Origin of the sequence: Pseudomonas marincola (genome assembly GCF_900116605.1) — a bacterium.
Taxonomy (GTDB): domain Bacteria; phylum Pseudomonadota; class Gammaproteobacteria; order Pseudomonadales; family Pseudomonadaceae; genus Aquipseudomonas; species Aquipseudomonas marincola.
Genome location: NZ_FPBC01000003.1, coordinates 188,384 through 210,840, shown reverse-complemented (window position 1 = coordinate 210,840; position 22,457 = coordinate 188,384). Strand labels below are relative to the sequence as shown.

Annotated in this window: 21 protein-coding genes; 15 read left to right on the top strand and 6 right to left on the bottom strand. The window is 57.4% G+C overall.

Annotation, left to right across the window (positions count from 1 at the left end):
• The first annotated feature begins 26 nt into the window (after positions 1–26).
• Both BM395_RS07290 and BM395_RS07285 read left to right on the top strand, forming a co-directional pair.
• The gene (locus BM395_RS07290) at positions 27–659 is read left to right on the top strand and encodes a fimbrial biogenesis chaperone (RefSeq protein ID WP_170860560.1); all 633 of its coding nucleotides are present in this window, start codon (positions 27–29) and stop codon (positions 657–659) included.
• Between the two features lie 11 nt (positions 660–670).
• On the top strand, positions 671–1,744 hold the full coding sequence (locus tag BM395_RS07285; RefSeq protein WP_090510161.1) for a fimbrial protein: 1,074 nt from the start codon (positions 671–673) through the stop codon (positions 1,742–1,744).
• Positions 1,745–1,874: 130 nt separating this feature from the next.
• Here BM395_RS07285 and BM395_RS07280 read toward each other — a convergent pair whose 3' ends face one another.
• From BM395_RS07280 to rpmE, 3 genes are all read right to left on the bottom strand, one after another.
• A complete protein-coding gene (locus BM395_RS07280; RefSeq protein WP_069898381.1) occupies positions 1,875–3,143 on the bottom strand; it encodes a malic enzyme-like NAD(P)-binding protein in 1,269 nt (422 codons plus the stop codon).
• A gap of 191 nt (positions 3,144–3,334) precedes the next feature.
• Positions 3,335–4,117, bottom strand: coding sequence for a thermonuclease family protein (locus BM395_RS07275; RefSeq protein WP_244528943.1), 783 nt, complete (start codon positions 4,115–4,117; stop codon positions 3,335–3,337).
• Positions 4,118–4,194: 77 nt separating this feature from the next.
• Positions 4,195–4,410, bottom strand: coding sequence for a 50S ribosomal protein L31 (gene rpmE / locus BM395_RS07270; protein ID WP_069898383.1), 216 nt, complete (start codon positions 4,408–4,410; stop codon positions 4,195–4,197).
• Positions 4,411–4,575: 165 nt separating this feature from the next.
• Here rpmE and BM395_RS07265 point away from each other — a divergent pair, with 165 nt between their 5' ends.
• The 10 genes from BM395_RS07265 to BM395_RS07220 all read left to right on the top strand — a co-directional run bounded on the left by BM395_RS07265 (position 4,576) and on the right by BM395_RS07220 (position 17,573).
• Entirely contained in the window at positions 4,576–6,795 is a 2,220-nt protein-coding gene (locus tag BM395_RS07265) for a primosomal protein N' (RefSeq protein ID WP_090510155.1), read from the top strand.
• Positions 6,796–6,942: 147 nt separating this feature from the next.
• A complete protein-coding gene (gene argS / locus BM395_RS07260) occupies positions 6,943–8,682 on the top strand; it encodes an arginine--tRNA ligase (RefSeq protein WP_090510151.1) in 1,740 nt (579 codons plus the stop codon).
• Complete coding sequence (locus BM395_RS07255) at positions 8,683–9,360, top strand: SPOR domain-containing protein (RefSeq protein ID WP_069898386.1); 678 nt, start codon at positions 8,683–8,685, stop codon at positions 9,358–9,360.
• A gap of 214 nt (positions 9,361–9,574) precedes the next feature.
• The gene (gene hslV, locus BM395_RS07250; RefSeq protein WP_069898387.1) at positions 9,575–10,108 is read left to right on the top strand and encodes an ATP-dependent protease subunit HslV; all 534 of its coding nucleotides are present in this window, start codon (positions 9,575–9,577) and stop codon (positions 10,106–10,108) included.
• 26 nt (positions 10,109–10,134) lie between these two features.
• A complete protein-coding gene (gene hslU, locus BM395_RS07245; protein WP_069898388.1) occupies positions 10,135–11,472 on the top strand; it encodes an ATP-dependent protease ATPase subunit HslU in 1,338 nt (445 codons plus the stop codon).
• Positions 11,473–11,550: 78 nt separating this feature from the next.
• Positions 11,551–11,922, top strand: coding sequence for a gamma-butyrobetaine hydroxylase family protein (locus BM395_RS07240; protein WP_069898389.1), 372 nt, complete (start codon positions 11,551–11,553; stop codon positions 11,920–11,922).
• A 341-nt stretch (positions 11,923–12,263) separates the two neighbouring features.
• Positions 12,264–13,943, top strand: coding sequence for a class II poly(R)-hydroxyalkanoic acid synthase (gene phaC / locus BM395_RS07235; protein ID WP_090510150.1), 1,680 nt, complete (start codon positions 12,264–12,266; stop codon positions 13,941–13,943).
• 138 nt (positions 13,944–14,081) lie between these two features.
• Positions 14,082–14,939, top strand: coding sequence for a poly(3-hydroxyalkanoate) depolymerase (gene phaZ, locus BM395_RS07230; RefSeq protein WP_069898391.1), 858 nt, complete (start codon positions 14,082–14,084; stop codon positions 14,937–14,939).
• A gap of 189 nt (positions 14,940–15,128) precedes the next feature.
• Positions 15,129–16,811 carry a class II poly(R)-hydroxyalkanoic acid synthase gene (phaC, locus tag BM395_RS07225; RefSeq protein ID WP_090510147.1) on the top strand — a complete coding sequence of 561 codons (1,683 nt, stop codon included), beginning with the start codon at positions 15,129–15,131 and terminating at the stop codon, positions 16,809–16,811.
• A 147-nt stretch (positions 16,812–16,958) separates the two neighbouring features.
• On the top strand, positions 16,959–17,573 hold the full coding sequence (locus BM395_RS07220; protein ID WP_090510145.1) for a TetR/AcrR family transcriptional regulator: 615 nt from the start codon (positions 16,959–16,961) through the stop codon (positions 17,571–17,573).
• 64 nt (positions 17,574–17,637) lie between these two features.
• On the opposite strand, the gene BM395_RS07215 is transcribed toward BM395_RS07220, so the two are convergent.
• The 3 genes from BM395_RS07215 to BM395_RS07205 all read right to left on the bottom strand — a co-directional run bounded on the left by BM395_RS07215 (position 17,638) and on the right by BM395_RS07205 (position 19,288).
• The gene (locus BM395_RS07215; protein WP_069898394.1) at positions 17,638–18,447 is read right to left on the bottom strand and encodes a phasin family protein; all 810 of its coding nucleotides are present in this window, start codon (positions 18,445–18,447) and stop codon (positions 17,638–17,640) included.
• 10 nt (positions 18,448–18,457) lie between these two features.
• Positions 18,458–18,892, bottom strand: coding sequence for a phasin family protein (locus BM395_RS07210; RefSeq protein WP_090510142.1), 435 nt, complete (start codon positions 18,890–18,892; stop codon positions 18,458–18,460).
• Positions 18,893–19,009: 117 nt separating this feature from the next.
• Complete coding sequence (locus BM395_RS07205) at positions 19,010–19,288, bottom strand: polyhydroxyalkanoic acid system family protein (protein WP_069898396.1); 279 nt, start codon at positions 19,286–19,288, stop codon at positions 19,010–19,012.
• 143 nt (positions 19,289–19,431) lie between these two features.
• On the opposite strand from BM395_RS07205, the gene ubiE reads away from it, so the two are divergent.
• The 3 genes from ubiE to ubiB are packed head-to-tail and all read left to right on the top strand — an operon-like array spanning position 19,432 to position 22,405.
• Entirely contained in the window at positions 19,432–20,202 is a 771-nt protein-coding gene (gene ubiE, locus BM395_RS07200) for a bifunctional demethylmenaquinone methyltransferase/2-methoxy-6-polyprenyl-1,4-benzoquinol methylase UbiE (protein WP_069898397.1), read from the top strand.
• A complete protein-coding gene (locus BM395_RS07195; protein WP_090510140.1) occupies positions 20,202–20,819 on the top strand; it encodes a ubiquinone biosynthesis accessory factor UbiJ in 618 nt (205 codons plus the stop codon). The genes ubiE and BM395_RS07195 overlap by 1 nt, the downstream gene beginning before the upstream one ends.
• Entirely contained in the window at positions 20,816–22,405 is a 1,590-nt protein-coding gene (ubiB, locus tag BM395_RS07190; protein WP_090510137.1) for a ubiquinone biosynthesis regulatory protein kinase UbiB, read from the top strand. The genes BM395_RS07195 and ubiB overlap by 4 nt, the downstream gene beginning before the upstream one ends.
• Positions 22,406–22,457: the final 52 nt, after the last annotated feature.

The window sequence follows — 22,457 nt, the reverse complement described above, 5'->3', positions numbered from 1 at the left end:
TCATCGCTATGAGCATGACACTGCTCATGAGCCAATTAGCGCACGCCGGGTTATTCATTGATCGCACCCGGGTCATTGTCGTGGCAGGCAGTTCCAGCGCATTCGATATTGGCAACGACACCCAAGCGCCCTACGCGATGCAGGCCTGGGTGACAGACCCTGAAGGTAATGAGCCAGGGCGCAATGTTCAGGTCAGCCCGTCTTTTTCGATGATTGCAGAAGATAGCAAACAGCCCCTGAGATTGGTGAGCTTCGCCAAAGAGAGCAAACAAGAACAACTGTATTACCTGTATGTGCAGGAAATACCGCCGAAAGCCGAGGCCGCTAAGAGCGAGAGCCTGATGCAGATTGCCCTGCGCTACAAGATCAAGGTGTTCGTCCGGCCTGAGTCAATTAGTGAGGGAAGGCGCGGAGCAGAAAATCAGCTTGTGGCCAAGTACACCAGCACGGGGCTTGAGCTCAAAAACCCAACGCCTTACTACTTTGCGCTAACCCAATTCGAGATTGGCAAAAAGGTGTATCACAACGATGAGATGGGACTGCTCAAACCATTCAGTACGGTTGAGATAGACAACGTAAGCAACCACGCAGACGAGATAAACATTAGCTACCTCAGTGATCGTGGTGGGCTTAGAACAACACTAATCAAGGCTGAATAGTCACTGAGGACATGATGAAAAAAATGGAATTGTACAGCCCTGCAAAGTCTGCGTTTATCAGCCCAGTGTTTTATGGCCTGTTTAGTTTGCTCTTCAGCAGTACTGCTTACGCCGCATCAGACCGCCTCTGCGTTCCGGACAATGGCGCCTCGCAGATACAGTACAACGTGACTGACGCCTTCAACTCTTCTGAGAACGAAGCCGGCAATATTGTGATCGATCGTGCCCAGCAGAACAGCAGCGGCAGACGCAACTTTACCTGTACCTGTAGCAACACCAACGCAAGCGTTCTGCATTATTTCAGCTCGCAATCGCCATTCTCTTATTACGCAGCCGACAACCTTAAATGGTTGAAGGTTAATCCGTCGTTCTCCACGGCAGTTGAGATTTTTGTCTTCAATTCAAGTGGCGGCAGCATCGAGAACAGGTACCACAGCGTGCCTTTCACCGGCGTTACCAACAATGTTTCGGCGGATTGCAATACCTCAGGCTCTGCCGCCACAGCTACCAGGGGCAAGGTATCGGTCAAGCTTGAAAAGCGCGTAGTCGGCACCCTGGCTTTCAATGGCACGGTAGCTCGGGTCTGGCACTACCGGCGGCCAAACTATATCAATACCAGTGACCCGGTCTCCGCTGTCGTGAACTTGAGAATTGACGTGGAAGTGCCGGCAAATTGCGCGCTGCGTGCGGGCTCGGTATTGACTGTGCCCTTCGGAACCTTGCAATCCTCGCAGTTTAACGGCGTTACCTACCCCAACCCACCGAACAACTTCACACCCAAGCCCGTAGACTTGGCTTTTGATTGTGACTTCAGCTCAGAGATCCTTTCACTGCAGTTGAACGCCGATCAGGACGCGCCGGGCCAGGGAATTAAAGTACAAGGGCGCACCGATCTTTCGGTCATCATCACCGATGAAGACGGCACGGTTCTGCCACCGAACCAGAAGGCCGGTGAAGTTGTGGTCGACAGTGATATGAAAACCTCCACCCTGCACCTCAAAGCCCACCCAAGCAATCCTTCAGCGACCCTGCCAACGCCCGGCGAATTTACCGCTACGGCCGTGATCCAGTTGGACATCAAGTAACACCGAAACGCCGCTCGACCTGCCGCAGAAAACATCTGCGCAAGATGCAAAAAGCCCCCTGAAGGCGAACCGTCAGGGGGCTTTTTGTTGAGTGACCAGTAACTATTTGGTCACTCGCATCAACTCACTTTCAGCCTTTGAACACATCGTCCACAGACTGCAGCGGGTAGTGCTTCGGATACGGCAGTGTGGCCACGCCGCTCTCGATGGCAGCTTTGGCGACTGCGTCGGAGATCAGCGTAATCAGACGTGCATCCATCGGCTTCGGAATGATGTATTCACGGCCGAATGACAACTCGATGCCGCCGTAAGCCTCACAGACTTCCTTAGGCACTGGCAGCTTGGCCAGTTCACGCAGCGCGTTGGCCGCCGCGATTTTCATCTCTTCGTTGATGCGTGTTGCGCGAACGTCCAACGCACCACGGAAGATGAACGGGAAGCCGAGAACATTATTGACCTGGTTCGGGTAATCGGAACGACCGGTTGCCATGATCACGTCATCACGGGTGGCATGCGCCAGCTCTGGCTTGATTTCCGGATCTGGGTTCGAGCATGCAAACACGATAGGCGAAGGGCCCATGCGCAGCAGGTCTTCAGGGCTGAGCAGATCAGGACCCGACAGACCGACGAATACGTCAGCACCATCCAGCGCGTCCGACAATGTGCGCTTCGGCGTTTCGGTGGCGAACACAGCCTTGTACTGATTGAGGTCGTCACGGCCCGCATGAATCACACCTTTACGGTCGATCATGTAGATGTTCTCGACCTTGGCGCCCATGCTGACCAACAACTTCATGCACGAGATTGCCGCAGCGCCTGCACCCAGGCACACGATCTTCGCTTGCTCGATGGTTTTGCCAGCGATTTCCAATGCATTGAGCATACCGGCAGCGGTTACGATCGCAGTACCGTGCTGGTCATCGTGGAAAACCGGAATGTCGCACTGTTCGATCAGCGCACGCTCGATCTCAAAGCACTCAGGCGCCTTGATGTCTTCGAGGTTGATGCCGCCGAAGGTGATCGAAATACGTTTTACCGTGTCGATGAATGCCTGCGGGCTTTCCGAATCCACTTCGATATCGAATACGTCAATACCGGCGAAGCGCTTGAACAGAACGCCTTTACCTTCCATTACGGGCTTGGAAGCGAGTGGGCCGAGGTTACCCAGACCGAGAATGGCAGTACCGTCGGAAATTACAGCGACCAGATTGCCCTTACCGGTGTATTGGTAAGCCAGCTCGGGATCACGCGCAATCTCACGCACAGGAGCAGCAACGCCTGGGCTGTAAGCCAACGAAAGGTCACGTGCCGTGGCAGTCGGCTTGGTCAGCTCTACACTCAACTTACCCGGGCGGGGCTGAGCGTGGTACTCGAGAGCGGCGGTTTTTAGATCAGACATATTGGAATTTCCGCTTTAGGCTGTTGAACAGGCAGGCGGCCGAGGATACGCAAGTTGTATACACTTTTACAAGACTGATCAGTCAGTCGGCATACCAAGGCTTACCCGGCTATCCTTGCCCGGTGATTAGGACCCCTCGATTATTACCTAGCTAAGGAAATGCGCACCAGTGCCAACGGGCCTTTTTTCTATTACAAAGTGGTTTTAACTGATGGCAGCGTTTCGATCATGGTCGGATGGGTCAGAATCAGCATCCAACGCGCTCGCCCGACCGTATTTCGACCGCGCGAAGCTCTGTCGACCACCCAACCGCGCGCAATGACCTCCCGCCCGACATAATCTTCCAGCGACTCGCGCTTGAACGATTTCAGCGCCTGCTCATCAATGCGAATCACCGCAGCCCCTAACTCAAGCCAGGCACCTTGCGCATTAACCTGCACCTTGCGCACCCGCGCCTTGATTTGCCTGAAGCCACCACGAGTCAACTCTTCGGGAGCCTGCAGCACCGGCTGGCGCCAAACACCCGCGCCCTGCTCACGGGCGAACTGCTGGGCGGCCAGCTGACAATCCAGCAGCGCCAGATTGGGCGCAATAGCTATCTGGTAACCGAGGCCGCTTGCGAGCAACTGCGCCTCGATATTGCGCCCGGCGCCGTCAAACACATGGGCCAGCGTGCGTCCGTAGCGGTCGTGACGCTGCGCACCATATTGCAGGCCGACTCGTCCATCACTGGCATCCAGAAGATCCTGAAGACGGCGCTGCGCTGCGACGGCGAATGGCTCAGCGGTTTGGCCTTTGTGGCCAAGCTCAGGGGTGTTGATGCCGATCAGGCGAACACTGCGACCATCAACCAGGCGCAAGGTATCGCCATCGACCACCCGCTTGACCGAAACGTAAGTCAGTTGCTCGCTGGCCGAACAAAACGCCTGAGGCTGTATTTGCGCCTGCACCTGCGCTGCAAAAAACGCAGGCATAAAAAAAGCGCCCACAAGGGACGCTTTTTTCACACACAAGAAGCAGACCATAAGGTCGCTCCTGGCTGTTTGGCTGCTTACTTGGTAGCGCCGAACACACCGAAACGCTGCTTGAAGCGGTCGATACGGCCGCCAGCGTCGAGGACTTTCTGCTTACCGGTGTAGAACGGGTGGCACTCAGAGCAAACGTCCAGGCTCAATGGCTTAGCCAGAGTCGAACGAGTTTCGATCACGTTACCGCAGCTGCAAGTAGCTTCGATAGCGACGTATTCTGGATGGATATCAGCTTTCATGGGGTATACCTCAATATATGTGCCGCCACCTGACCCTATGTCAGATACCGCACAGAAATAGGCCGCGGATGATAACAGACTCAAGCGCTGATGCAAGATCACGTGACTGCCAGCCGTCGCCTGCAGCCATGCTAATATCCTGACCTTTGTTTGCGGAGTCACCGCGTGTCCAACGCCATTCTGCGCCTCGCCCTGCCCTCGCCGCTACGCCGCCTGTTCGATTATCTGGCGCCTGCTGGCGTGTCTGTCGATACCCTGCAGTCAGGCATGCGCGTGCGTGTACCCTTTGGCCGCCGCGAAATGATTGGCGTTTTGATCGAGGTCAGCGCACACAGCGATGTGCCTGCCGATAAGCTCAAGCCAGCCCTTGAGGTGCTGGATGAAACAGCGCCTATGCCGCCGGCCTTTTTCCGGCTGTGCATGTGGACCGCGCAATACTACCAGCACAGTATTGGCGACACTTTCAGTTGGGCATTGCCGACGCTACTGCGCCAGGGCGAGCCCGCGATTGCGCGCCAGGAGCGCTTCTGGTCAATCGCGCCGGGCGCCGACCTTGAAGACCCGCGCCTTAATCGCGCACCGCGCCAGCGCCAGGCGCTGAAAACCATCGCCCAGCATCCGCACGGGGTTGCCCATTCGCTACTCAGCCAACTGCAACTGAGTAAAGACAGCCTCGAACAACTCAAAGACAAAGGTCTGGTGGTGGTTGAAACCCGCCAGCATGCGCCAAGTGCCCGCCACATTAATTGGCTGGCGCAGCCCGAGCTGCCGCTCAACGAGGAGCAACTCACCGCCTCGGCAGCTGTGCAAGAGGGTTTTGGCAGTTATGGCGCGTATCTGCTGGCAGGTGTGACGGGCAGCGGTAAAACCGAGGTTTACCTGCAACTCATTCATCAGACACTGCAGGCGGGCAAGCAAGCGCTGGTACTCATCCCGGAAATCAACCTCGGCCCGCAAACACTCGCGCGCTTCGAGCGCCGCTTCAACGCCAGAATCGCCCTGCTGCACTCCGCAGTGAATGACCGCGACCGGCTTGATGCGTGGCTCGCAGCCCGCGACGGCGATGCCGACATCATTATCGGCACCCGCTCGGCACTGTTCACCCCGATGAAAAATCCGGGTTTGATCATCATCGACGAAGAACATGACGCCTCCTATAAACAGCAGGAAGGCTTGCGCTATCACGCCAGGGATCTGGCGCTGGTTCGCGCGCATCAGGAAAACGTGCCGATTGTGCTCGGCTCGGCCACGCCGTCACTGGAGACTTTGCACAACGCCACCAGCGGGCGTTATCAGCTGCTCAAGCTCAACAAGCGTGCTGGAGGAGCATTGCCTCCGCGCTTCCTGCGCCTGGATGTAAAAAGCCTGCCGCTGGACTCCGGTATCTCGGGCCCCATGCAGCAAGCGATTAGCCAAACGCTGGCTGCCGGCCAACAGGTACTGGTGTTCCTCAACCGGCGCGGCTTTGCTCCGACTCTGTTGTGCCACGATTGTGGCTGGCTGTCGGAATGTCCGCGCTGCGACGCCCGCATGACGGTGCACCAGCGCTCCAACGAACTGCGCTGCCACCACTGCGGCCATGCCGAGCGCCAGCCGCGCAACTGCCCCAAATGCCAGCGCGTGGACTTGCGCCCGGTGGGTGCTGGCACTGAGCGGGCGGAAGAACGGCTGGCCACGCTGTTTCCGGATGTACCGGTACTGCGCGTCGACCGCGACAGCACCTCGCGCAAGGACGCCATGAACAACCTGCTGACCACCATTGAGCGTGGAGAGCCTTGTATTCTGGTCGGCACTCAGATGCTGGCCAAAGGGCACCACTTCCCACGCGTTACGCTGGTGGCCATTCTTGATGCCGACGGCGGCCTCTTCTCTGCTGACTTCCGCGCCAGCGAACGCATGGCGCAACTCATCGTTCAAGTTGCCGGCCGCGCCGGGCGAGCCGAAGAGGCTGGCAAGGTGATTATCCAGAGCCATCTGGCCGATCATCCGCTGCTGGTCCAGCTTACCGAGCAAGGCTACTTCGCCTTTGCCGAACAGGCCCTGAGCGAGCGCCGCGACGCCGGCTTGCCGCCGTTCTGTCACCTGGCACTGCTGCGTGCAGAAGCCCACAAACCGGGCCAGGCCGAAGGGTTTCTCGACGAAGCTTGCGCTGAAGCCGAAATGCTCCTTGGCGAATTGCAACTTGAGGGCATCGAATTACTGGGGCCAGTGCCTGCCCCAATGGAGCGCCGCGCGGGACGTTATCGGGCGCAGTTGCTGATTCAATCTGCCGCACGTGCGCCCTTGCACCGCTTTTTACATACATGGCTCGCCGCAATGGAACAGATGCCCAGCGGCCGTGCAGTGCGCTGGTCGCTGGATGTCGACCCGATTGACCTGTTTTGAGCCGCGCCGCTTTTCTCTACGCCAAACACGCAAAAATACCCGATAATTGCCTGTTTACCTGCCATTGATAGGTTGAAGCTTGAAGCCGCAGGCCCAAGCCGCCGATAATGCAGAGTTTTCAACACGCCACGGCCGACTGAGCAGACCATGAAAGACAGCATTCGCAACCTGATCCAGCAAGCCCTGACTCGCCTGACCGCCGAAGGCGTGTTGCCTGAGGGTCTGAGCCCGACCATTCAGGTCGAGAATACCAAGGACAAAACCCACGGCGACTTCGCCAGCAACATCGCCATGATGTTGGCCAAGCCTGCGGGCATGAAGCCGCGCGATCTGGCGGAGAAGCTGATTGCTGCATTGCCGGCCGACCCGCAAATCAGCAAGGTCGAAATCGCAGGCCCGGGTTTCCTCAATTTTTATCAGAACATCGAAGCTCTGGCCGGGCGCGTTGACGCTTTGCTTGAAGACGCTCAGCTTGGCGTGCGTAAAGCCGGCCCGGCCCAGCGCGTGGTGATTGACCTCTCGTCACCCAACCTCGCCAAAGAAATGCACGTCGGCCACCTGCGCTCGACCATCATCGGCGACGCGGTTGGCCGTGTCCTTGAGTTCCTGGGCGACGAAGTCATCCGCCAGAACCACGTAGGCGACTGGGGCACGCAGTTCGGTATGCTGCTGGCCTTCATGGAAGAGAATCCTGCGGCCGCTGAGAGCGAACTGGCGGACTTGGAAGGTTTCTATCGCGCCGCCAAGAAACGTTTTGACGAATCACCTGAGTTTGCCGATCGTGCTCGCGCACTGGTGGTGGAGCTTCAGGCGAACAAGCCTGAGTGCATGCGCTTGTGGCACCGCTTCAACGAGATTTCGCTGTCGCATTGCCAGAAGGCCTACGACCGTCTCAACGTCAAATTGACCCCGGCAGACGTCAAAGGTGAAAGCGCCTATAACGACGATCTGGCAAATGTGGTCAGCGACCTGCAAGCCAAAGGCCTGCTGAGTGAAAGCGACGGCGCCAAGTGCGTGTTCCTCGACGAGTTCAAGAACGCGGACGGCAATCCGCTGCCGGTAATCGTGCAGAAAGCTGGCGGCGGTTACCTGTACGCGACCACCGACCTTGCCGCCATGCGCTATCGCAGCAACACCCTGAAAGCTGATCGCGCCCTGTACTTTGTCGACCAGCGTCAGGCCCTGCATTTCCAGATGGCCTTTGAAGTGGCTCGCCGCGCAGGCTTTGTTGCAGAAGACATGCAGCTTGAACACATGGGCTTCGGCACCATGAACGGCGCTGATGGCCGTCCGTTCAAAACCCGCGATGGCGGCACAGTGAAACTCATCGACCTGCTCGATGAGGCCGAAGAGCGCGCCTACAATCTGGTCAAGGGCAAGAACCCGGATCTGGCAGAAGAACAACTGCGCGAAATCGCCAGCGCGGTGGGCATTGGCGCAGTGAAATACGCCGACCTGTCCAAGCACCGCACCAGCGATTACAGCTTCAACTTCGAGCTGATGCTCAGCTTTGAGGGCAACACCGCACCTTATCTGCTGTACGCCTACACGCGCGTCGCCAGCATTTTCCGCAAACTGGGGAAAAGCTTCGACGAGGTGGACGGCAAATTGCAGCTTGAGGCCGCACATGAAATCGAACTGGCGGGTAAGCTGGCGCAGTTCGGTGAAGTCCTCAACAGCGTTGCCGACAAAGGTACGCCGCACTTGCTGTGTGCTTACCTCTACGATCTGGCCGGGCTGTTCTCGAGCTTCTACGAACACTGCCCAATTATCGCAGCCGAAGACCCTGCTACCCAGCAAAGCCGTCTGCGCCTCGCGGCACTGACCGGTCGCACGTTGAAGCAGGGCCTTGAACTGCTGGGCCTGGAAACTCTGGAGCGTATGTAAGTGGCTGCACGTAAAAAACCAGCACCCAAGCGTGGCGCGAGCCGCAACCGGGCGCCTGCGAAAAAACCAATGCCGGGCTGGATCTGGCTGGCGTGCGGTTTGGCCATCGGGGTTTTCGTGATGCTGCTGATGAATCTCAAGCCCGGTGACGATGCGATAAAGCGCGCCGCCGAGCAAAAGGCTCAACACAGCCAGAATAAAGCCAAGGAAACCAAGCCTGATCCAGGCCCGGAAAAGCCGAAGTATGACTTCTACACCCTGTTGCCAGGCTCTGAAGTCATCGTGCCGCCTGAGGCTGTGGAAAAGACGCCGCCAACGCCTGAGCAAAAGCCGGTAACCCCGGAGGAAGCCGCCAAGATCGACGCCGCACGCGCTGAAGCCGCGTTGGCAGGTGAAGTGCCGCCGCCTCCACCCGTTATCGCCAAAGCTCCGGTGACCACCAAGTATTTCCTGCAAGCGGGCTCGTTCCGCCGCAAGGACGATGCCGACAGCGTGCGCGCGCAAATCATCATGCTTGGTCAGAATGTGAATGTTGAATCCGGCAAAGTCCGTGACGAGACTTGGTATCGCGTACTGGTTGGCCCGTTCGCCACTCGCGAAGACCTCAACAAGTCACAAGCCACGCTGTCCAAAAATGGCTTCAACAACTTGCTGCTGCAACAACGCCAAGGCAACTAAGCGTTCAATTTAATGGCCATCACTCAGGTGTTGGCCATTAAACCCTCTGTTTCTACCCAAAAAATCCCCGCAAAATCCCCCCGCGCAACCCAGTCACCAAGGCACTTAACAACAGCTTTGGTGAAGAATCCTTGCTCAGCCGTTGAAAATTGCCTTATGGCCCCCCATTTGGTTCCTATTGGGCATTTTCGCCCCGCTGCGTGGAGACTCTCCCTTGACCACCATCGTTTCAGTTCGCCGCAACGGCAAAGTCGTCATGGGCGGCGACGGCCAGGTATCTCTTGGCAATACCGTTATGAAAGGCAACGCAAAGAAAGTCCGCCGTCTTTATCACGGCCAAGTACTCGCAGGCTTTGCAGGCGCCACGGCGGATGCCTTTACCCTGTTTGAGCGCTTTGAAGGGAAACTTGAAAAGCATCAGGGCCACCTGGTTCGCGCCGCTGTTGAGCTGGCAAAAGACTGGCGAACCGATCGCTCGCTAAGCCGTCTCGAGGCCATGCTGGCTGTGGCCAACAAGGATGCATCGCTGATCATCACCGGCAACGGTGATGTTGTAGACCCTGAACACGGCCTGATTGCAATGGGCTCCGGCGGTGGTTTCGCCCAAGCCGCAGCCTTGGCCATGCTGCAACATACCGAGCAAATGTCCGCCCGCGAGATCGCGGAGAGCGCCTTAAACATTGCCGGTTCAATCTGTGTGTTCACCAACCAAAACCTGACAATCGAGGAGCTGGACTCGGAGGTGTAAACCTCGTCCAGCCCGGAGCCCCAGTTATGTCGATGACACCCCGCGAAATCGTTCACGAACTCAACCGCCACATCATTGGCCAGGATGACGCCAAGCGTGCAGTGGCCATTGCCCTGCGCAATCGCTGGCGGCGCATGCAGCTGCCGCTGGATTTGCGTGCAGAGGTCACACCGAAAAATATTCTGATGATCGGCCCAACCGGTGTCGGCAAGACCGAAATCGCCCGACGTCTGGCCAAACTGGCTAACGCGCCGTTCATCAAGGTCGAGGCGACTAAGTTCACCGAGGTCGGCTATGTCGGCCGCGATGTCGAATCGATCATCCGCGACCTCGCCGATGCCTCGGTAAAAATGCTTCGCGAGCAGGAGATCATCAAGGTTCGTCATCGCGCCGAAGATGCCGCCGAAGAGCGCATTCTCGATGCCTTGCTGCCACCTGCACGCAGCTTCAGCGAAGAGCAGGCGCAGAGCAACGACTCGAACACCCGTCAGCTGTTCCGCAAGCGTTTGCGCGAAGGCCAACTGGACGACAAAGAGATCGAAATTGAAGTCTCCGAGAGCCCGGCCGGCATCGAAATCATGACGCCGCCCGGCATGGAAGAGATGACCAGCCAGTTGCAGAACCTGTTCTCCAACATGGGCAAAGGCAAGACCAAGAGCCGCAAACTCAAGGTTGGCGAAGCACTGAAACTGGTTCGCGACGAAGAAGCCGCGCGCCTGGTTAATGAGGAAGAGCTCAAAGCGCGTGCGCTGGAAGCTGTCGAGCAGAACGGTATCGTCTTTATCGATGAAATCGACAAGGTCGCCAAGCGTGGCAACACCGGCGGCGCCGATGTATCGCGTGAAGGTGTACAGCGCGACCTGCTGCCGCTGATCGAAGGCTGCACGGTGAATACCAAACTGGGCATGGTCAAGACTGACCACATCCTGTTCATCGCCTCCGGTGCGTTCCACCTGAGCAAGCCAAGTGATCTGGTGCCTGAACTGCAAGGTCGCCTGCCAATCCGGGTGGAACTCAAAGCCCTGTCGCCGCAGGACTTCGAACGTATTCTCACCGAGCCGCACGCATCCCTGACCGAGCAATACAGCGCGCTGCTGCAAACCGAAGGGCTGAAAATTCAGTTTGCCGAGGACGGTATCAAGCGCCTTGCCGAGATCGCCTGGCAGGTTAACGAGAAGACCGAGAACATTGGTGCGCGTCGTCTGCACACCTTGCTTGAGCGCCTTTTGGAAGAAGTCTCGTTCAGCGCCGGTGATCTGGCCGCACAACACAGCGAGCAGCCGATCCAGATCGGTGCCGACTACGTCAACGAGCATCTCGGTGAGTTGTCCGAAGACGAAGACCTGTCGCGTTATATTCTTTAATCTAAGCTGCATACACAGGCCGGGAACTGCACTTTCGCAGCTCCCGGTTGCCCTGTGAATACTGTTGAGAGCCACGCCATGCGAATCCCCAGCGCCATCGAACTGCACAAAGCATCCAGAACGTTGACGCTCAAATATGGCGACCAGAGCTACACCTTAAGCGCCGAGTTTCTGCGCGTGCATTCCCCTTCTGCCGAGGTGCAAGGCCACGGCAATCCAGTCCTGCAAACGGGCAAGCTGAACGTCGGCATAAGCCGCATCGAGCCTGCCGGCAACTATGCCCTAAAACTGTGCTTCGATGATGGGCACGACAGCGGCCTGTTCAGCTGGGATTACCTCTACCAACTCGCAACCCGCCAAACCGAACTTTGGGACGACTACCTCGCCGAATTGCGCGCAGCCGGTAAATCCCGCGACCCCAGTGAGTCAATCGTACGTCTGATGTCCTGAACCGTACTCTCGGTCGGCCTCTGCGGCGACTTAGCTCATGATGCTGGCCCACAATTGCGCACATTGTGATTACCATGACGGCCACGCACAGTTAGAGCGCATTTTCTAATTCTTGCACGCATACTTCAGCGCTATAAAAGCGCTGTCTTGGCTTGCGCTATTAGAAAAACTCGGGTAACCAATGAGGTTGGTAAGTTCCCTGCATACAAATGTGCGCTGTACAGACAATTTTGTTTATCTATCCCAGGTTACCCAGCGGTAAAGGTTCGGCAGCTGCCCGGCACTGCAGTGATCCACCTGGTATTAAGTGGGTTTAAACCCAGGACAGTGGAGCGTCAACGATGACAGATAAAAATAACGACGACTTGAAGCGCCAAGCTTCAGACAACACACTGGGCCTCAACCCGGTAGTTGGAATTCGCGGCAAAGACCTGCTGACATCCGCTCGCATGGTGCTTTCACAAGCACTTCGGCAACCCTTTCACAGCGCCAAGCATGTTGCCCATTTCGGCATTGAATTAAAGAACGTAATGCTCGGGCGCTCCGAGCTGACGCCTGAAGATGGCGATCGCCGTTTTGCTGATCCGGCCTGGAGCCAAAACCCGCTTTACCGTCGCTATCTGCAAACTTATCTGGCGTGGCGCAAAGAGCTGCATGACTGGATCGAAGAAAGCGCACTGGCCCCGCAAGACGTCAGCCGCGGCCACTTTGTTATCAACCTGATGACCGAAGCCATGGCGCCGAGCAACACCATGGCCAACCCCGCAGCGGTAAAACGCTTTTTTGAAACCGGCGGCAAGAGCCTGCTCGACGGCCTTTCCCATCTCGCCAAAGATCTGGTGAATAACGGCGGTCTGCCAAGCCAGGTCAATAAGGATGCATTCGAGGTCGGCCAAAACCTGGCAACCACGCCTGGCGCTGTGGTGTTCCGTAACGATCAGCTTGAACTGATTCAGTACAACCCGGTGACCGAACAAGTACACGAACGCCCTTTGCTGGTGGTGCCACCGCAAATCAACAAATACTACGTATTCGACCTGACGCCCGAGAAAAGCCTGTCGCGCTTCCTGTTGCGCAACCACGTTCAAACCTTTGTCGTGAGCTGGCGCAACCCGACCAAGGCTCAGCGCGAATGGGGGCTTTCAACCTATATCGAAGCTCTCAAAGAAGCCATCGACGTCATCACCTCGATTACCGGCAGCAAAGACATCAACATGCTCGGTGCCTGCTCTGGCGGCCTGACGACCGCATCCTTGCTAGGCCATTACGCAGCCCTGAATGACCCCAAGGTTCATGCCCTGACCTTGCTGGTCAGCGTGCTCGACACTCATCTTGATACGCAGGTGGCACTGTTTGCCGATGAGTTCACCCTGGAAGCCGCCAAGCGCCGCTCGTATCAGGCTGGTGTGCTGGAAGGCAGCGATCTGGCCAAGGTATTTGCCTGGATGCGGCCTAATGACCTGATCTGGAATTACTGGGTCAACAATTACCTGCTGGGCAACGAGCCACCGGTTTTCGATATTCTTTACTGGAACAATGACACCACCCGCCTGCCTGCTGCATTGCACGGTGAGTTCATCGACATGTTCCAGACCAACCCGCTCACGCGGGCCAATGCGCTCGAAGTCTGCGGAACGCCAATCGACCTCAAGCAAGTCACTTGTGATTTCTTTTGCGTGGCAGGCACCACAGACCACATTACGCCTTGGACTTCATGTTACAAATCGGCCCTGTTATTCGGCGGCAAGTGTGAATTCGTGTTGTCCAACAGCGGCCACATTCAAAGTATTTTGAATCCGCCTGGCAACCCCAAGTCGCGCTACATGACCAACTCCGAAATGCCTAAAGATCCGAAAGACTGGCAGGACGGCGCAACCAAACACACCGACTCGTGGTGGCTACACTGGCAGGCCTGGCTTGCCGAGCGCTCAGGCAAATTGAACAAAGCTCCGACGTCACTGGGCAATAAGAAACACCCCGCCGCTGAAGCTGCACCGGGGACTTACGTTCACGAACGTTAAATTTTGCGTATTACGCAATGATGCCCGCGGCACAGGATGTGCCGCTCGCAAAACCGGCTTGTCCGGCGCGCGAATCCGGCTTGCTGGGAATCACCGGTACTGGTCAGGCCCAGCGTATTAACTGATAGGGATTAGTGTATGTCGCGTCCATTCGTTTTCCGCACCATCGACATCGATGGTCAAACCATCCGCACCGCTGTGCGTCCGGGCGACAGCGCTATTGCGCCGCTGCTTATCTTCAACGGCATCGGCGCCAACCTCGAGTTGGTCATGCCGTTTGTTCGCGCGCTCGATCCGGAACTTGAAGTGATCGCATTCGATGTACCTGGCGTGGGTGGTTCATCTACGCCCAGTACACCTTTTCGCTTTCCCGGATTAGCCAAACTGGCGGCACGCATGCTCGACTACCTGGACTACGGGCAAGTCAACGCGATTGGGGTTTCCTGGGGCGGGGCACTGGCGCAGCAGTTTGCTCACGATTACCCCGAGCGCTGCAAAAAACTGGTGCTGGCTGCCACTTCGGCAGGCGCTGTGATGATACCGGGCAAGCCCAAGGTGCTCATGCGCATGGCCAGCCCACGGCGCTATGTTCAGCCCTCCTACGGCGTGCGCATTGCACCGCACATTTATGGCGGTGCATTTCGGCGCGACCCGGATCTGGCAATGGCGCACGCCAGTAAAGTCCGCTCCTCTGGCAAGGTCGGTTATTACTGGCAGCTGTTTGCAGGATTAGGCTGGACCAGCATCCACTGGCTGCACAAGATCCGCCAACCAACCCTGGTGCTGGCGGGTGATGACGACCCGATTATTCCCCTCATCAACATGCGCATGCTGGCGTGGCGCATCCCCAACTCCGAGTTGCATGTCATCGACGACGGCCACCTGTTTCTGGTGACCCGGGCAGAAGCTGTAGCGCCCATCATCATGAAGTTTCTGGCGGTCGAGAAGCAGCGCGCAATCATGCACCCTGAACCGGCAGTGACACGCGCTCATTGAGCGCGTGGTCGCTTTGCTGTCGCACAATTGTAGTGCTTGCTGTCTATATTTGAGTCATTTGCGCCCATGCCCTGCTTCTTCAAAGCAGGCTGCCCCGCTCTGGCATGCACCTTTTGCATGCATTGGTATAAGCCTTGCTGACCAATCCTGAACCTTGGGCTCAATGTTCTAGTAATGGAGTGCTGCCTGATGCAAAACAAGACTAATAGCGGGAGCTTTTCACCCCCCGCCAAGCACATGAATGCACAAACAGCGATCGCGGGTCTGCGCGGTCGCGACTTCGCCTCAACGCTGCGCACCCTTGCCCTGCAAGGGCTCAAACAACCGATGCACAGTGCCAAGCATTTAGCGGCGTTTGGCAGCCAACTTGGCCGTGTCTTGATGGGCGATGCGCCGCACAAGGTCAACCCGCAGGACAGCCGCTTCAGTGATCCGACCTGGCAGCTGAATCCATTCTATCGCCGGAGTTTGCAGGCGTATCTGGCCTGGCAGGCGCAACTGAACAAGTGGGTCGAGGAAAGCGATTTATCGGCCGATGACCGGGCGCGCTCCAAGTTCGTGCTTTCAATCATCAGCGACGCGCTGTCGCCATCCAACTCGCTGCTCAATCCACTGGCCGTCAAAGAGCTGTTCAACAGCGGCGGCAGCAGCGTCTTCAAAGGCCTCAATCATCTATACGATGACCTGATGAACAACAACGGCCTGCCCAGCCAAGTCAGCAAACACGCCTTCGAAGTCGGTCGCAATGTGGCCACAACAGTGGGCTCAGTGGTGTTTCGCAATGAGTTGATCGAACTCATTCAGTACAGGCCGATGAGCGAGAAGCAGTACCTCAAGCCCCTGCTGATCGTGCCACCGCAGATCAACAAGTTTTATATTTTCGACCTCTCGCCTGAAAAAAGCCTGATCCAATACGCCCTGAAAAATAACCTGCAGACATTCGTGGTCAGTTGGCGTAACCCGTCGCCACAACATCGCGAGTGGGGCCTGTCGAGTTATGTAGAAGCGCTTGAAGAAGCCATTGATGCCTGCCGCGATATCACCGGCAGTAAAGACGTCAACCTGATGGGCGCCTGCGCTGGCGGGCTGACCATTGCCGCCCTGCTCGGCCATCTGCAAGCCAAGCGCCAGCTGAAAAAAGTGGCCAGCAGTACCTATCTGGTGAGCTTGCTGGACAGCCAGATCGACAGCCCGGCCATGCTCTTCGCCGATGAGAAAACCCTCGAAACGGCCAAGCGCCGCTCCTACCAGCAGGGTGTTCTTGAGGGTCGCGACATGGCCAAGGTGTTTGCCTGGATGCGCCCCAATGACCTGATCTGGAACTACTGGGTCAACAATTACCTGTTGGGCAAACAGCCTCCTTCGTTCGACATTCTCTACTGGAACAACGACAACACGCGTCTGCCCGCTGCGCTGCATGGCGACCTGATCGACTTTTTCAAACATAACCCGCTCGCGCGCAGCGCTGGGCTGGAGATCTGCGGCACGCCGATAGACCTGCAGAAGGTCAATATCGACAGTTTCAGCGTGGCCGGAATCAACGATCACATCACCCCGTGGGATGCGGTTTATCGCTCGGCTTTGCTGCTCGGCGGTAACCGGCGCTTCGTGCTGTCCAACAGCGGCCATATCCAGAGCATTCTCAACCCACCCGGCAACAGCAAATCCAACTACTACGACAACCCGAAAATGACTTCAGATCCTCGCGCCTGGTATTACGATGCCAAGCAAACGCCGGGCAGTTGGTGGCCGGTGTGGCTGGAGTGGATACAGGAGCGCTCCGGCGAGCAGCGTGAAACCATTGTGGCCATCGGCAATCAACGCCATCCGGCACTGGAAGCCGCGCCTGGCACTTACGTTCACGTGCGCTAAACGGCTATTTGATAAGAGCGTTACCAGCGGGCAGGCCATCCTGCCCGTTCTTTTGACTGAGCTAACTAAATACTGCCATCCAAGCGCTAGTCGAACGCCCTGCTGACGGTTATCTTCAGGGCTTAGCTGGCCAACTCAGAGCTGTGCATGAAAACCCGCGACCGCATCCTTGAATGCGCCCTGCATTTATTCAATGAAGAGGGCGAGCCTAACGTCTCGACACTTGAGATCGCCAACGAACTGGAAATCTCCCCCGGCAATCTCTATTACCACTTTCACGGTAAAGAGCCGCTCATTACCGGCCTGTTCGAACGATTCCAGGCTGAACTCGCACCGCTGCTCGACCCGCCAGAAAACGTGGTGCTGGAGGTTGAAGACTACTGGTTGTTTTTGCACCTGATTGTCGAGCGCATGGCTCAATACCGATTCCTGTTTCAGGACCTTTCGAATCTGACCGGACGGCTGCCGAAAATAGCCCACGGCATGCGCCTCTGGCTCAACTCGCTCAAGCGCACGCTGGCGTCGTTGCTGGCCCGTCTGAGTGAAGACAATGCCCTGTTGGGCGACACCCAAACCCTGGGTCAACTGGTTGAGCAGATCACCATGACCCTGCTGTTCTCGCTGGACTATCAGCGCATCATCGGCAAGGAAGGCGAAAGCCGGGTGGTGGTTTATCAGGTCATGATGCTGGTCGCGCCGCATCTGGACAACGAGTCGCGTTTTGCCGCAGAGCACTTGGCGCAGCGTTACCTGGAAACCTGAGCACAAGCCGCAACACCCATAAAAACGCCCGGCACTTGGCCGGGCGTTTTCACATCAGCGCGTCTTACGACTGTGCGGAAGGTGTAGCAGTTGCAGCTGGCGTTGCTGCCGGAGCTGCAGCGGGCGTTGCGGTAGCCGCTGGCGCAGCTGGAGTCGCTACCGGAGCCGCCGGCTTGACGGCGGGCTTGGCTACCGCTGGCTTGCGTGCCGCAGGTTTACGCGCGGCGGGCTTGGCAGCCGGTTTTGCAGCGGCTTTAGCAGCTGGTTTTGCCGCAGCAGGTTTAGCGGCTGCTTTGGCAGCGGGCTTGGCAGCTGCAGGTTTAGCAGCAGCTTTGGCTACCGGCTTCTTGGCGGCGGGTTTAGCGGCCGCTTTAGCAACGGGTTTGGCCGCAGGCTTAGCTGCAGTTTTTGCAACCGGCTTCTTGGCAACTGTCTTGACCGATACACCAGTCAGCTTTTCGATTTGTGCAGTCAGGCTTTCAATTTTAGTGTTGAGTGCTTTGACTTCATTGCGGCTAGGCACGCCCAAGCGTGAGATCGCGTTGTTCAGACGCTTGTCAAAAGCCTCTTCCAACTCACCCCACTTGCCGATGGCTTTATCTTTAACGCCATCAACTCTGGACTTGGCTGAACCCACGCGAGTATCAACGCTGGATTTAACCGCGCCAACTTGCTTGTCGACTTCGGTCTTGGCTTGCTTCTCAGCTTTCTCGCCATCTTTAACCAGCGAGTCGAACAGCTTGTTGCCGTCCTTGCTGACTTTTGAATAAGCGCCCAAACCGGCCAGCCAGATTTGACGGGAGTACTTTTCAATACCACCGACCCAAGAGGTCGTCTGCTTTTCTACTTTTTCTGTTTTTTTCTTAACAGCCATGGTGCTCTCCTTACTTGGTACGCGCGACGTGATCGAGCAATGCGTTCAGCTCATCCAGCTTAGCAGACAGAACTTCAACGTCTTGCTTGGATGGGATGCCGATACGGTTAAGAGCAGCAGCAACGCGCGAATCGAATGCGTGCTCAATTTTGTCGAGTTGAACTTCGAACTTGCTCTTCACACCAACAACACTGCTTTTAACTTGAACAATCTGCGTGTTGGCAGCTTCCAGCTGGTCATCAACCAGCTTCTTGCCGGTCTTCTCAACGCCTTCACCGGCCTTGATCAGCTCTTTGAAATATTCACCGCTTTCCTGACCCGCCTTGGCGTATGCGCCAAGACCAGCCAGCCAAATTTTGCGCGCGTAAACCTTAACGTCGCCCAGGGTGCTGGATTTGTCTTCAACAGCAGCCTCTACCTTCTTCTTTGCGATCACTTTGGACATGGTGCACCTCACTCATCATTATTAAGAGGAAACGCCCACACTTCGCAGGCTTGAGAGCAAGGTACCGAGAAAAATTAGAAACCACATACTAGGATCAAAAATAGCCGCAACTCGCTGTCAGGCTTGCAGGTGTTTATCCAGCACTGTTTCGATTTCACGCTTGATGGTCGGGCTCAGTGCAGAGAGCAACAGCCCCAGATTGAGCTTTACCAGCACATTGTTATCACCGACATCAATGCTGCCGTCGGCCCCGCTGCGCTTGAACTCCAGCGTGTCGCCATTCCAGCGGTAGCGCACGTCATACCGCTCGGCGAGGCGCTCGGCAAGGTACTCCGCCTTCTCGCGAGCGGCATCGCGACCCAGTGAATGCGTACGTTCAACAACAATCTTGGCCATGTATCCACTCCAGACAGCAACTTGATAGACGTGACTATATCAGCCCCTGTGGCGATTTCGCTCACACCACCTGTAGCGCATGCCAAGACATAAGGCCAGTCGCAGGTTTAGAATAGCGGCCACTTTGATTCAGGTGCCGCGATATGAACGACCCGCGCAAGAGCAACGACAGCGAACCCACCACACACTTTGGCTTCAAGGATGTTCCCGAAAGCCAAAAGGCGCAGAAAGTCGCCGAGGTGTTCCACTCTGTAGCTGCCAAGTACGATGTCATGAACGACTTGCTCTCTGGCGGCATGCACCGCCTGTGGAAGCGTTTCACCATCGAACTGTCTGGCGTACGTACCGGCAACCGGGTTCTGGATATTGCCGGCGGCACGGGCGATCTGGCGCGCCAGTTTGCGCGTTTGGTAGGCCCGACCGGTGAAGTGGTGCTGGCCGACATCAACGAGTCGATGCTCAAGGTCGGCCGCGACCGCCTGCTCGACAAAGGTGTCTCGGGCAATGTGCAGTTCGTTCAGGCCGACGCCGAAAAACTGCCTTTCCCCGACAACCACTTCGACTGCGTCACCATCGCCTTCGGCCTGCGCAACGTCACCCACAAAGAAGACGCCCTGCGCTCAATGCTGCGCGTACTCAAGCCGGGCGGCCGACTGCTGGTACTGGAGTTTTCCAAACCGTCCAGCGACATGCTCTCCAAGGCTTACGACAGCTACTCGTTCCGCGTGATGCCGCTGATTGGCAAGCTGATCACCAACGACGCCGACAGCTATCGTTATCTGGCTGAGTCGATTCGGATGCACCCCGATCAGGAAACCCTTAAGGGCATGATGATCGACGCCGGTTTCGAGCGCACCACTTACCACAACATGACAGGCGGCATTGTCGCCCTGCATCGCGGTATCAAACCCTGATGATGCTCAGCGGCATTCTGGCCAGCATCGAACTGGGCCTTAATCGCGTACTGGTCATGGACAGCACAGCGCTGCCACGACTGGCGCGCCTGAATGGCCGGGTGATTGCGGTCGAATGCCAGAGCCCGGCTGTGCAGTTGTTCATTCTTGCCGACGGCCAGGGCATTCGCCTCGCCTCTCAGTGGGAAGGCGATGTAGCGTGTCGCTTGCGCGCCAGTGCCAGCAAACTGCTGCAACTGGGCCTGAGCGCAGACAAGACCGCCATATTGCACAGCCAGGACGTCAGCCTCGAAGGCGACAGCGCCGCCCTGCTCGATCTCGCCGCAATCCTTCAGGACTTGCAGCTCGACTGGGAATACGAACTGTCGCGCTGGCTTGGCCCGGTGGCCAGCCAGTTGCTCAGCAGCCATTTGCGCAGCCGCTACAACTGGACCAGCCAGACCTTGAACAGCTTGCGTCTGAACCTCACCGACTACCTCAGTGAAGAGTCGCGCAGTCTGGTCGGCGAGCGGGAAGCGCAAGCACGCTTTGCCGAACTCGACTCGCTAAAAATCGCCCTGGATCGCCTCGACGCCCGCGTTGAGCGCCTCGCCAACCTGAAAAAGCCGAAAGCATGAAGCTGCTTGCCGCCCGTCGTTTACTGCGTATCCAGCGGGTCATCATCCGCTACCAACTGGATGACCTGCTACTCGCCTTGCCAATCCCGTTTTGGGTGCGCGCACTGAGCTACCTGTTGCCGTGGCGCTGGCTGCCGCGCAAAACGCTGAACCTTTCCCGCGGCGAGCGCTTGCGTCTGGCGCTGGAAGACCTCGGGCCGATCTTTATCAAGTTTGGCCAACTGCTCTCGACCCGTCGCGACCTGATGCCGCCTGATATCGCCGACGAACTGGCCAGGCTGCAGGATCAGGTGCCGCCCTTCGATCCGGTGCAATCCAAGGCGCTGATCGAGGCGCAACTGGGCGCTAAAGTCAGTGACAAGTTCGCCCGTTTCGATGCTCAACCACTGGCCTCGGCCTCGATTGCGCAGGTGCACGCGGCGCAGCTCAAGAGCGGCGAAGAAGTGGTGATCAAGGTGATTCGCCCCGGCCTCAAACCGGTGATTCGCCAGGACATCGCCTGGCTGTTCCTGCTCGCCAAATTAGCCGAAAAGGCTTCGGCAGATGCCCGTCTGCTGCGCCCGGTCGAAGTGGTCAGCGACTACGAGAAGACCATCTACGACGAACTCGACCTGCTCCGCGAGGCGGCGAATGCCAGCCAGCTGCGCCGCAACTTCGAAGATTCACCGCTGCTCTATGTGCCGCAGGTTTACTGGGACTATTGCCGCCCGCAAGTGCTGGTCATGGAGCGAATCTACGGCGTGCCGGTTACCGATCTGGACACCCTGGCCGATCAGCGCACCGACATGAAGCTGCTGGCCGAACGCGGCGTCGAGATTTTCTTCACTCAGGTTTTCCGCGACAGCTTCTTCCACGCCGACATGCACCCCGGCAATATCTTTGTCAGCAATCGCCAGCCGTGGAACCCGCAATACATCGCCATCGACTGCGGCATCATCGGCAGCCTCACCCCTGAAGATCAGGACTATCTGGCGCGCAACCTGATTGCCTTCTTCAAGCGTGACTACCGCCGCGTGGCGCAACTGCACATCGACTCTGGCTGGATTCCTGCGACCACCAAGGTCAATGATTTTGAAGCCGCCATCCGCACAGTGTGCGAGCCTATCTTCGAAAAACCGCTCAAGGATATTTCCTTCGGCCAACTGCTGATGCGTCTGTTCCAGACTGCCCGGCGCTTCAACATGGAAGTGCAGCCGCAACTGGTCTTGCTGCAAAAAACCCTGCTGAATATCGAAGGGCTGGGGCGCCAGCTCTACCCCGATCTCGACCTGTGGAGCACCGCGCAGCCGTTTCTGGAGCGCTGGATGCGTGAACGAGTAAGCCCGCGCAATGTTCTGCGTAACCTGCAGTTGCAGGCGGAACAAGTGCCGCACCTGTCGCAAATGGCGCGCGACACATTAGACCGCCTGAACCAGCAACAAGTCGCGGCACCTGTCACGCCGCAAAGCCGCTACGGCTGGGCATCACGCCTGCTGGGCGCGGCGTTGATTGCTGGCGCGGTGACTCAGGGTCTAAGCCTGAGCCTGCTGGTCTGGCCAAGCTGGGCCATGCTCGCCGGCGGAATATTCCTGGTGCTGCGCCGATAGCCAGGCCGCAGCGGTGCTGGCACACTAGACCTGTGTAGAGGTTGCTCGGCGA